A 10921-nucleotide genomic window follows, 5' to 3' on the forward strand; every position below is an offset into this window, starting at 1 on the left:
TTTTAATAGATGGCCTTTGCTAGCTAATGAAGAGCTGAGACCGACGAGCTACCCATTTCACTGAATTTTAGGTATAAAAAAACATGCTTTTAGCGTGTTACTTTAATAGTGCTTTTTATTTCAGTGGTTGCGGGAGCCGGATTTTAACAGATGGCCTTTGCTGGCTAATGGAGAGCTGAGACCGACGAGCTATCCATTTCACTGAATTTCAGGCACAAAAAAACACGCTTTAGGCGTGTTGCTTTATATAGTGCTTTTATTTCAGTGGTTGCGGGAGCCGGATTTGAACCGACGACCTTCGGGTTATGAGCCCGACGAGCTACCAGGCTGCTCCATCCCGCGCCTGTAATATGCATATTTATTTAACGTTGCTTACATTACAACGTGGCGTCCAATTTAATAAATTGGTTGCGGGAGCCGGATTTGAACCGACGACCTTCGGGTTATGAGCCCGACGAGCTACCAGGCTGCTCCATCCCGCGCCTGTATATTTAAAGTCTATCGACTACTTAATTTAATCTCTTAAGTTAGAGTTTACAGTAACCTCACCCCATAAAGGAAATTGGTTGCGGGAGCCGGATTTGAACCGACGACCTTCGGGTTATGAGCCCGACGAGCTACCAGGCTGCTCCATCCCGCGCCTGTAATTTCTTTAAAACATTTTCGTAATATTTACGAGCCTGCCTTGAAGAGAGCGCTACTATATAGGAATAAACTTATAATGCAAGGCTTTAACTACCTAAAACTGTTCAAGTGAACAAAAAGCAATCAAAACTCTATTCTATACTCGCTCTTTGGTGAGGAGTAATCATTTTTTGAAACTCCCAATCAGGGTGACCCATTACAATAAAGTCTGGGTTTTCAGTGCTCTCACGTTGGTTATAGGTTAAAGGGTTAAACTCTGCATCAGTAATGCAGCCGCCCGCTTCTTCTACAATAACTTGTGAAGCCCCTGTATCCCACTCACCCGTTGGGCCTATTCTTAAAAAGCAGTCCGCTTTACCCTCAGCAACAATACATGCTTTTAACGAGCACGAACCAACTGCAATAGTTGTAAATTGGCTATTTAAGTATTGACTCACCGACTCAATTTTCTGACGGCGACTTACCGCTAGTGTTAAACTTTCAGGCGGAGCTACGTATATTCGTGTGTCGCTCTTTTCTTCACGCTTAAAAGCACCATTTTTAGCACTCGCAAAGTAAGTAATACCTTTCGACGGCCAATGAATTACACCCAACACAGGGTGGTTATTTTCAATAAGCGCAATGTTTACCGCAAAATCACCACTTTCTAAAATAAATTCACCTGTGCCATCCATGGGATCAAGTAACCAATAACGCTGCCAATCTTGCCTATCGGCTAATGCAGGAATAGGTGTTTCTTCCGACATAATAGGAATATCGGGCGCAAGTGCCTTTAAGCCTGCAACAAGCACATCATTTGCAGCTAAATCGGCTTTAGTTACTGGTGTGTGGTCTGACTTTTCTTGTTGGCCAATATCATCTTTTTTGTATATAGCCATAATGGCATCGCCTGCACGTTCGGCTAATTCAATACAAGGTTCTAATAATTTATTCATCGGCAGCTCCAGATGCTAAGTACTTATCTAATAATAGCAAAGCGGCAACACTTCGTGCTTCGGTAAAATCATCTTGCTCTAATAATGACTGCCATTGCGTTAATGGCCACTTAACAACAACTAAAGGCTCAGGCTCGTCGCCTGGAAGTGTTTGCGGATATAATTGCTTAGCAAATAAAATATGCATGGTGGCATTAAAATAACTAGGTGCCATGGTCACTGTTTTTAATGGTTTAAAAAAGTCTGCGCCAAAACCTACTTCTTCTTTAAGTTCTCTATTAGCAGCTTGCTCTGGTGTTTCGCCTGGGTCGATCAGTCCTTTAGGAAAGCCTAGCTGGTAGTCATTGGTGCCCGCGCAATACTCACGCACTAGCAGCATTTCGTTATCAGCCGTTATAGGCACAATCATTACAGCGCCTCTCCCACCACCTCGAATACGTTCATACTGACGCTCTTCGTCATTCGAAAATTTTAGCTCTAAAGATTCCACAGTAAATAGGCGACTTTTAGCGACAACATTATTACTTAGGATTTGAGGAGGTGTTGGATGCTTTTTCTGTGTCATTGGCGTTAATTTGCTATCATGGCAGTTGTGCTTAATCATAAACTTTTCACAGGGAAAAGCCCATGCTAAATTGGTCAAAAATCGATACCGTTTTACTTGATATGGACGGAACACTCCTCGATTTACATTATGACAGCCATTTTTGGTTAACTGTTCTTCCACAGCAACACGCCTTAGCGAAAAATATAAGCCTGAGCGAAGCAAAAGAAGATATTTTTAAACGCTACCAAGCTGTAAGCGGCCAAATTGAGTGGTATTGCTTAGATTATTGGGAAGATCAGCTTAAATTACCAATTATGGATTTAAAGCGAGAAACACAGCACCTTATAAGAGTTCGTGACGACGTACCCTATTTTTTAACGGAGCTAAAAAAAGCAGGAAAAGAGCTTATATTGCTTACCAACGCACATCCAGAAAACGTCATGATGAAATTTGAACACACCGCAATCGATAATTATTTAGATGGTGTAGTGTCGACTCATGAATATGGCGTTAGTAAAGAGCAGCAAAGTTTATGGCACCAAGTACAAAATGATTTAGGATTTAACAAAACACGTACTTTATTTGTTGATGACAGCGTAGCTGTATTAAATGCCGCAAAAGAATACGGCATTGGACACTTACTTGCGGTTGCCAACCCCGACAGTCAGCAACCACACAACGAAATAGCCGATTACTTAAATGTAACCGACTACCGCACTATTATTTAGCTTTTAGGGTAACGTGCCTCAAGGCCTTGATAAACTAACTTTGCAAAGTCTGCATGTTCGGTATCAAGGCTTTTAACTACTTCCACTAAGTGCTCGTTATCTTCTTGCCCGTTCCACACTTTAATGTAGCTACCGTCTTTATAACCATGGTCTTGGCGAAAAAAGTTTAAGGTATTTTTACCAACATAACCACGGTATAAATCGTCAATATCCATGCCCATTTGTGCCATACAACCGGCAAATGCTGATGCATTAAACGCTTTATCTGCAACAGCAGATGCCGCAAGTATTTCTAACGTTTGTTTAAAGTCATCAGCTTGCTGTACTTGGCTCAACTCACTTTCTAATTGCTTTGCTAAGTCTTGATAGCTTGTTTTTCCGTCAATACGTAGCGACAAACCAAAGTGAAAAATATCAACCAATTCTAAAATAACTTGCTCGGTATCGGGTGTTTGTTTTTTCCACCACTTCCAGCCATGATGATCTAGCATTTCGGCACACTCAACCCAAATAGCGCGATACCATTCAAACCCTTGTGTAAACCATTGTTCATGCACTTTTGTATTCATGGCGTTTTGCATTTCTAGCATGACTACTAGCTTATTTAAATTGGCAGACATATCAATTCCTGTCGTTTTTTAGTTGTTTTAATAATACAGAGAAAGCGCTGTTTTTGCATTTGCTATGTCTGTTTTAATTATTTTTATCGATTACTGGTAAACTCAGCCCACGACTCGATTAAATCAATAAAGTCTTCAAAACCACAACCACTGCTTAAGTCGTTCTCTTCAAGCATTAAATCATCATCTTGATAGGCAATTAAGTCTTCGCTGTCTTGGTGCAGAGCATGAGCCTCAAATAAGGCCTCATCTTTAGATAAAATTAAATCTATTTCTTGGCCTTTTAGAGTAACTGGCTCAAAACTCGTTTTGACAGACACAATAAGTGCTTGCACCATAGCGACTTTGTCTTTGCCAATTTCTTCGTTTAACCAACGACCTATTATTGCGTGTTCGCTGCTTATTTTAATTCGTAAACCACTAATAGGGTCACGTATAAATTGATATTCCATAGCTATTACTTATTAAACGTTAATAACGCGATTATACCCGTAAATTAGCTGTAACGCCGATCCTAAAAAACAAAATAGCGCCATTGGGCGCTATTTTTGTAAAACGTTTAAATACCTAACTTCGCGAGCGGTATCGTGCCGCATCTATTATCGACCATAAATAAATAATAGGTACTAATACAAAACCAACGAGTACGTAAATAAGTGCGTAACTTATAACAATAGCTAGCGCAAAAAATATAGCCGCTAAAATACGCCCTTGTACTAGTTGTCCTAAACCAGGAAAAAATATATTACACAATGCAGCAATCACATTACCGCCAGACCCTTGATCAGCCATACTCACCTCTGTAGTTAATTAATTTTAAATTTTAGTTATCTACTTACTATCACACTTTATGCCAATTTATTAAAGCTTAAAAATCAGTTAGTTAAATTACGACTCACTAATTACTTTGATATTTTTTACTAAATATAGGTCAATTTGATTATTTTTATTATTAATTTTAGTCACTTATCCACGCCAAAAACTATCCAGCTGATTGGTTTTAGAGGCTATTTTTATAATAGCTGTTCATAAAAACAGTATTTTATTTAGCCTAACAAAAACACCTGTTATACTGCCCTCAATATTGATTAAAAAGGCGTAACGATGGACGTTTCAGAATTACTCGACGGCTTAAATGACAAACAACGCGATGCCGTTGCAGCCCCATTACAAAACATGCTGGTATTGGCCGGTGCTGGGTCTGGTAAAACACGAGTGTTAGTTCATCGTATCGCGTGGCTTATGCAAGTTGAACAAGCATCAGCTTATAGTATTTTTGCGGTAACTTTTACCAATAAAGCAGCTAAAGAAATGCGTACCCGCGTTGAAGAAACCTTAAAAGCACCGGTTGGCGGGATGTGGATTGGTACTTTCCATGGCTTATCACACCGTATTCTACGTGCTCATCACCGTGAAGCTAACTTACCAGAAGCCTTTCAAATTTTAGATTCTGATGACCAACTTCGTATGATCAAGCGCTTATTAAAATCAATGAATATTGATGATAAAAAGTGGCCTGCAAAACAGTTTGGTTGGTACATAAGCGCTAAAAAAGACGAAGCACTTCGCCCTAAAGATATTCAAGCTTATGATATAAACGAGCAAATGATGCTGCGTGTATATGCCGCCTACCAGGAAGCGTGTGACAGGGCTGGTTTGGTCGATTTTGCTGAAATACTGCTACGCAGCTATGAAGTATTAAAAAATAACCCGACGTTACTTCGCCACTACCAACAGCGCTTTGCCCACATGCTAGTAGACGAGTTTCAAGATACTAATACCATTCAGTACGCATGGTTAAAGTTACTTGCCGGCGACACAAGCAGCATAATGATTGTTGGCGACGACGACCAAAGTATTTACGGCTGGCGCGGCGCTAAAATAGAAAACATAAAACGTTTTTTAACTGACTTTGATGCTGAAACCATTCGCCTTGAACAAAACTACCGTTCAACCGCAACTATTCTTAAAGCATCTAATGCGCTTATAAAAAATAACTCCGAGCGTATGGGAAAAAGCTTATGGACCGATGGTAACGAAGGCGAGCCTATATCAATTTATGCCGCCTTTAACGAGCTAGACGAAGCCCGCTTTGTGAGTAGCAAATTACGTAGTTGGTTAAATGCTGGTAACGCGTTGCAAGACGCCGCTATTTTATACCGTAGTAACGCGCAATCTCGTGTACTCGAGGAAGCCATGCTGCAAGAAGGCTTAAAATATCGCATTTACGGTGGTATGCGATTCTTCGAGCGTCAAGAAATTAAAGATGCGCTATCGTACTTACGCTTAGTAGGTAATCGCCAAGACGACGCCGCATTTGAGCGTGTAATCAATACTCCTGCTCGCGGTATTGGCGATAAAACATTAAGTCATATACGTGATTGTGCACGTGCTGAGTCACTTCCGCTTTGGTACGCAGCTAAAGCTATTGTTGAACAACAGCACTTATCGGGCCGAGCAGCTGGCGCTGTAACAAAGTTTGTAGAGCTTGTTGAGCACATTGAAGACAAGATTAGCGATCTTACTTTACAAGAACAAGCTAAATACACAATTCAAACCTCTGGCCTTATGGCTATGTATCAAGCTGAAAAAGGCGAAAAAGGCCGCGCCCGTGTAGAAAACTTAGAAGAACTTATAAGCGCGTGTGATCAATACGAACTCCCTGAAGAAGAAGAGTTTAGCTCACCACTGCAAGGCTTTTTAGCCTATACCTCGCTTGAATCTGGCGAAGGACAAGCCGACGAGCACGAAGATGCCGTGCAGATGATGACTCTGCATTCAGCTAAAGGCTTAGAATTCCCGCTTGTATTTATGGTGGGCGTAGAAGAAGGCATGTTCCCATCGCAGCAAAGTAATGAAGAGTCTGGCCGTTTGGAAGAAGAACGTCGTCTTTGTTACGTAGGTATGACCCGTGCAATGGATAAATTATACATTAGCCACGCCGAAAGCCGCCGCCTTTATGGACAAGAGAAGTACCACAGTCCTTCACGTTTCTTACGCGAAATCCCTGAAGACTGCGTTGAAGAAATTCGTATCAAAACGCAAGTTTCGCGACCACCGGCAGCAGGTCGCTTTAGTGCATCAGTAAGCCATGCTGCCTTTGAAGACAGCGGCTTTAACTTAGGTCAACGTGTACTGCATGCTAAGTTTGGTATTGGCACGGTACTTAACTATGAAGGTAGCGGTGCACAGTCGCGTGTACAGGTAAACTTTGACGACCTTGGCAGTAAATGGTTAGTAACGGCTTATGCACGATTACAAGCTGTATAAAGCTCACATAAACTCACTAGAAAAAACACTGGTTGGCGCTCATCATCGTCAACTAGTGCTTATTACTGGCAGTACTGTTTGGTGCTACGAGCTGTTAGGTGAATTACTTCAAACTGAAAACACACTCGTCGTTTCTAAAAATACCACATTAAATAACGCGCAGTGGCCTAATCGTACTCATCAAATTTTAGGGCAAGAATATTCTCACGCCGTATACGATGGCTTTAGTGGCTTGCACCCTGATAAATTAGCAGCTATTGCAGGTACGGTAAAAGCAGGCGGTATTTTATATTTACTGCTACCAGAGCTAAGCGAGCTTTCAACTTGGCCAGATCCTGCCTTAAGCACAGTGCAGTCTCACGGTCATAAAGTAAGCTATAGCTTTTTTAATGAACGCATTGCCCGCGTTGTACAATCGTTACCCGCTTATCACTTTAGTGAATTACATGGCTGTACAGGTAATATCAGCAGAGAAAGCTCTGCCAATAAAATAGATTTTGAACCGCAACAGCATTGTGTAGAAAATATAATTAAAGTGGCTCATGGTCGCGCCAATCGCCCTTTACTCATTAATGCCGACAGAGGTCGTGGTAAATCAGCAGCGCTTGGACTTGCTACCGCCAAGCTTATCGATAAAAAAATACTACTTTGCAGTACACAATTTAAAGCCACTCATAGCAGCTTTAAACATTTAAGTAATGAGTTAAACATACCCTTTGATGGTAAAAGTAAGCAACTTGCTAATTTGCAGTATATTGCTCCAGATTCATTATTAGACTCGTTGCCAGAGTGTGATTTATTACTTGTTGACGAGGCGGCTGCTATTCCAGTTCCTCTGTTATTAAAAATGCTAAAACAGTATCCGCGCATTGTATTTGCAAGTACTTTAGTAGGTTATGAGGGTAATGGTAGAGGCTATACAATTAGGTTTAGTCAGTACATTAAAGCAAAGTATAAAGCCGCTAATATTATCACACTTGATGAACCGTTAAGGTTTGCAAAAGCCGACCCGCTAGAGCGCTATATACGCACTTTGCTCGCACTCGAAGCACAGTACGAAGAAATACAAAGCAATGGCTTAAATAACCTAGTCCACAGTGAAATTACTCAGCAACAACTCACAAATGACGAGCTGTTACTTGAGCAGGTTATTGCATTACTTGCCTTAGCACATTACCAAAGTAGCGTTAACGATTTACGCCAACTACTTGATGCACCCTCACAACGATTGTTCATAACCCAAACACATAATCACCTAGTGGGGGTGTGTTTAGTTACAATAGAAGGCGGGTTACCCCTCGAGCTAACTGAGGAGGTGCTTAAAGGTGAACGCCGCCCACAAGGGCACCTAATGGCACAAACTCTCTCGCAGCTAAGCAGTGATCCCCAGTGCCTTACCCAACTCTCTGCTCGAGTAGTAAGAATTGCTGTTGCCCCTAATCTTCACAGTCAAGGAGTAGGTAAAGCCCTACTGAGTTTTTGCGAATCAAGAGTAAGTAATGAGTGCTATTGGTTTGGTGCTAGTTTTGGCGCTACGGCTGAGCTATTAAAATTTTGGCAAAGCCAAGGGTTTAGCACTATAAAGCTGGGTTATCAAAAAGATAAAAGCACTGGCGAGCATTCAGCACTCGTTGTGAAATGTTTAAACAACAATACGGGTACACTGAAACGATTAAAAGCTGAATTTCAAACCGATATATTTTATGCTTTACTCACACACTTTAAACACCTTGATTGGCAGCTTGTAAATGTACTTATTTCCTCGTTTACAGATAGACCTATCAGTTCAGACATCAAAAAACGTTTAATACGACAACTTAATAATCACTTTTCGCGATTTAGTATTACAGCTACTATTTGGCAAGTTGTAACTCTGGCACCCTCTGTTGTTAATTGTTTAACGCAAAGTGATAAGCAACTATTAATTAGCTTAATTTTGCAAAATGAAAGCGATACAAACGTCATTGAGCAATTAAATATACAAGGCAAAAAAGAGCTTGAAACATGCTTTAAACAAGCAGTGTTAAAGTTAGCTAAAGCCATTAAATAACCCACCCCCTTAATACAATGATTAATTACCACAGTTACTTAAGCTATTTGGTAGATTTGTTCTATTCTTAATACATTAATGGGTAAATTAAGATAAAGGCATGGAATTAATAAACTTTAAAGTGGGCTCCAAAACAATTTCACTGAAAATACTTGATATCTTATTAACCGAGCGCTTTGATAATAATCTCACAACACTACCAAACAACAACAAAAGCTTTATTGGTGTTAAAGATTATATGGATATCCCTACGCCAGTTTTCGATTTAGGAATTATCTTAAATAATATATCAACAGAGCAAAGCAACAAACATATTTTAAAACAGCTAAGATCCTGGCAAGACAAACAAACCAAATGGTTTAATACACTCGAAACAAACCTCTTAAATCAATCAGAAAAATTAGTTATTAATGAAACTGAGCTTCAAGACTTTATTGTTTTTTTTCAGGAGTTCAATACAGACAACCCTGATTTAAAACTTACTATGTCACGCTTTAATGAGCCTTTTGAATTATTACTAGAACAAGCTAGACAAGCCGTAACTGCTCACAGGCAAGGTGAACATAAACAGGTAAGCTATTTACTTAGTAAGATAAAACGTAGCAGTCTTGCTCAGTTAGAGAGACTGTTTGAATCAGCACAAGAGCAAATAACTTTGGATTACAAACCAATTATTGTATTCACAACGAAAGACGGTATAAACCCTCATGTGGGGTTGCTGGTCGATAAAGTTGAAGACAGCCTAGATTATAAAAAAGAAGATATAAAACCATTAGATAAGCTAACTGATATAGGCTTTGATATAGACCCACAAACTAAAGGTATGATGCGAGGCTTAATAAAAATGGCAAAAAATCATAGTGTGCTTATCGATCCAAGTTCCATATTTAAGCCGACTGAACTACAGGTAAAAACTGAAAATACGGAAGCGTATGGCTTATTTTAGACACAAAAAAGCCGAGATAGCCTCGGCTTTTTAATAAAGTTTTTTATGCTATACGGTTGTTATAATATCTTCTACCGCTAAACGCGCCTTTGGCAAACCATGGTTCCAGTCTTCGTCGGTATTAGGGTAACCCATTGCTAGTGCAACTTCACAAATATGACCGTCAAGTTCAGCATTAAACTTCTCACTAATTAGCTCCGGGTCAACGCCTTCCATTGGAGTCGACGCTATGTTCAATCGCGCTAATGTGTGCAGCACATTACCAAGTGCTAAGTAAACCTGCGCTTTAGTCCAACTACCGTTGTAACCTTTCTCATCTGTGTTCATTTCAGCAAATGCATATGCACCCATAAAGTTATCGCGCATATCTGCTGGTAAATGGCCAGAGCTGACTTCTACATCGACACGCTTAGAAAATTTTTCTTTCGTAAACTTAGGATCATAAGCAAGTAATAATGTATGCGATGCTTCTTTAGCATGATGCTGATTAAACTGATGGTTGTTAGCAAATGTATCGTGTAAGCGTTGTTTACCTTCTTCACTTTCAACCAAAATAAACTTCCAAGGTTGCGAGTTAATTGAAGAAGCTGACAAGCGAATAGCCTCTTTAATTACTTCAATATCTTCATCAGAAATACGTTTTGATGAATCATATTGCTTAGCGGTATAACGATTGTGTAAATCTTTGATAATTTGATGAGCCATGTTTTTCTCCAAAACTTATACTAAGTAAATATTTTATGAAGTTAGTTTAATTGGAAAGGATCATTTTGATAATAGTGAATACAGTTAAAAGACTATATAGAAAATATTGATAATTAAAATAGCCTAGGCGACCATTCAATTATTATGTAAGCATGTACTAAAAGTTCGGTATAGTTTGGCCATTTACTAAACCCCAGATAGCAAAAAACCCGTCACATCGCTGTAACGGGTTTCTCTTATTTGAAGCCTGGTAATGTCCTACTTTCACATAGCAAATGCTACCTACCATAGGCCAGTGTATTTAATAGCCAAAACACTCTTAACAAAGAGGCGCTTCGCTTAAGAGACGCTACGCTTTAGAGATTACTTTTCTGCAGACGTAAAAAAACCCGTCACATTGCTGTAACGGGTTTCTCTTATTTGGAGCCTGGTAATGTCCTACTTTCACATAGCAAATGCTACACTATCATCGGCG

At 39.9% G+C, this 10921-nt stretch carries 10 protein-coding genes and 3 tRNA genes; 4 read left to right on the plus strand and 9 right to left on the minus strand.

The window, feature by feature from the left end:
- Positions 1 to 265: 265 nt before the first annotated feature.
- The 5 genes from RF53_RS18940 to nudE form a co-directional block, all read right to left on the minus strand.
- A tRNA-Met gene (locus RF53_RS18940) sits at positions 266 to 342 on the minus strand.
- Positions 343 to 405: 63 nt separating this feature from the next.
- A tRNA-Met gene (locus RF53_RS18945) sits at positions 406 to 482 on the minus strand.
- 81 nt (positions 483 to 563) lie between these two features.
- Positions 564 to 640, minus strand: a tRNA-Met gene (locus RF53_RS18950).
- Positions 641 to 776: 136 nt separating this feature from the next.
- Complete coding sequence (gene cysQ / locus RF53_RS18955; RefSeq protein WP_006791377.1) at positions 777 to 1580, minus strand: 3'(2'),5'-bisphosphate nucleotidase CysQ; 804 nt, start codon at positions 1578 to 1580, stop codon at positions 777 to 779.
- Entirely contained in the window at positions 1573 to 2145 is a 573-nt protein-coding gene (gene nudE, locus RF53_RS18960; RefSeq protein WP_033035276.1) for an ADP compounds hydrolase NudE, read from the minus strand. The genes cysQ and nudE overlap by 8 nt, the downstream gene beginning before the upstream one ends.
- A gap of 62 nt (positions 2146 to 2207) precedes the next feature.
- Between nudE and yrfG the strand changes: the two genes are divergently transcribed.
- Complete coding sequence (gene yrfG, locus RF53_RS18965) at positions 2208 to 2855, plus strand: GMP/IMP nucleotidase (protein ID WP_008133302.1); 648 nt, start codon at positions 2208 to 2210, stop codon at positions 2853 to 2855.
- On the opposite strand, the gene RF53_RS18970 is transcribed toward yrfG, so the two are convergent.
- The 3 genes from RF53_RS18970 to RF53_RS18980 form a co-directional block, all read right to left on the minus strand.
- Entirely contained in the window at positions 2852 to 3475 is a 624-nt protein-coding gene (locus RF53_RS18970; RefSeq protein ID WP_006791380.1) for a dUTP diphosphatase, read from the minus strand. The two genes, yrfG and RF53_RS18970, sit on opposite strands and share 4 nt — an antisense overlap.
- Before the next feature lie 83 nt (positions 3476 to 3558).
- Positions 3559 to 3927, minus strand: coding sequence for a YacL family protein (locus tag RF53_RS18975; RefSeq protein ID WP_006791381.1), 369 nt, complete (start codon positions 3925 to 3927; stop codon positions 3559 to 3561).
- 115 nt (positions 3928 to 4042) lie between these two features.
- Positions 4043 to 4267 carry a hypothetical protein gene (locus RF53_RS18980; RefSeq protein WP_006791382.1) on the minus strand — a complete coding sequence of 75 codons (225 nt, stop codon included), beginning with the start codon at positions 4265 to 4267 and terminating at the stop codon, positions 4043 to 4045.
- A 312-nt stretch (positions 4268 to 4579) separates the two neighbouring features.
- Here RF53_RS18980 and uvrD point away from each other — a divergent pair, with 312 nt between their 5' ends.
- From uvrD to RF53_RS18995, 3 genes are all read left to right on the plus strand, one after another.
- A complete protein-coding gene (uvrD, locus tag RF53_RS18985; RefSeq protein WP_006791383.1) occupies positions 4580 to 6745 on the plus strand; it encodes a DNA helicase II in 2166 nt (721 codons plus the stop codon).
- Entirely contained in the window at positions 6723 to 8795 is a 2073-nt protein-coding gene (locus RF53_RS18990) for a GNAT family N-acetyltransferase (RefSeq protein ID WP_039038568.1), read from the plus strand. Before uvrD ends, RF53_RS18990 begins: the two co-directional genes overlap by 23 nt.
- A 100-nt stretch (positions 8796 to 8895) precedes the next feature.
- The gene (locus RF53_RS18995; RefSeq protein WP_006791385.1) at positions 8896 to 9741 is read left to right on the plus strand and encodes a hypothetical protein; all 846 of its coding nucleotides are present in this window, start codon (positions 8896 to 8898) and stop codon (positions 9739 to 9741) included.
- Between the two features lie 48 nt (positions 9742 to 9789).
- Here RF53_RS18995 and RF53_RS19000 read toward each other — a convergent pair whose 3' ends face one another.
- Positions 9790 to 10446 (minus strand): nitroreductase family protein, encoded by a 657-nt coding sequence (locus RF53_RS19000; RefSeq protein WP_006791386.1) that lies wholly within the window; start codon positions 10444 to 10446, stop codon positions 9790 to 9792.
- Between the last annotated feature and the right edge of the window lie 475 nt (positions 10447 to 10921).

Origin of the sequence: Pseudoalteromonas sp. ECSMB14103 (genome assembly GCF_000813065.1) — a bacterium.
Taxonomy (GTDB): Bacteria; Pseudomonadota; Gammaproteobacteria; order Enterobacterales; family Alteromonadaceae; genus Pseudoalteromonas; species Pseudoalteromonas marina.

Coding starts and splice junctions, on each gene's coding strand:
- RF53_RS18990 (WP_039038568.1), top strand. CDS start 6,723: ATGCACGATTACAAGCTGTATAAAGCTCACATAAACTCACTAGAAAAA.
- RF53_RS18975 (WP_006791381.1), bottom strand. CDS start 3,927: ATGGAATATCAATTTATACGTGACCCTATTAGTGGTTTACGAATTAAA.
- nudE (WP_033035276.1), bottom strand. CDS start 2,145: ATGACACAGAAAAAGCATCCAACACCTCCTCAAATCCTAAGTAATAAT.
- uvrD (WP_006791383.1), top strand. CDS start 4,580: ATGGACGTTTCAGAATTACTCGACGGCTTAAATGACAAACAACGCGAT.
- RF53_RS18980 (WP_006791382.1), bottom strand. CDS start 4,267: ATGGCTGATCAAGGGTCTGGCGGTAATGTGATTGCTGCATTGTGTAAT.
- cysQ (WP_006791377.1), bottom strand. CDS start 1,580: ATGAATAAATTATTAGAACCTTGTATTGAATTAGCCGAACGTGCAGGC.
- RF53_RS18970 (WP_006791380.1), bottom strand. CDS start 3,475: ATGTCTGCCAATTTAAATAAGCTAGTAGTCATGCTAGAAATGCAAAAC.
- yrfG (WP_008133302.1), top strand. CDS start 2,208: ATGCTAAATTGGTCAAAAATCGATACCGTTTTACTTGATATGGACGGA.
- RF53_RS18995 (WP_006791385.1), top strand. CDS start 8,896: ATGGAATTAATAAACTTTAAAGTGGGCTCCAAAACAATTTCACTGAAA.
- RF53_RS19000 (WP_006791386.1), bottom strand. CDS start 10,446: ATGGCTCATCAAATTATCAAAGATTTACACAATCGTTATACCGCTAAG.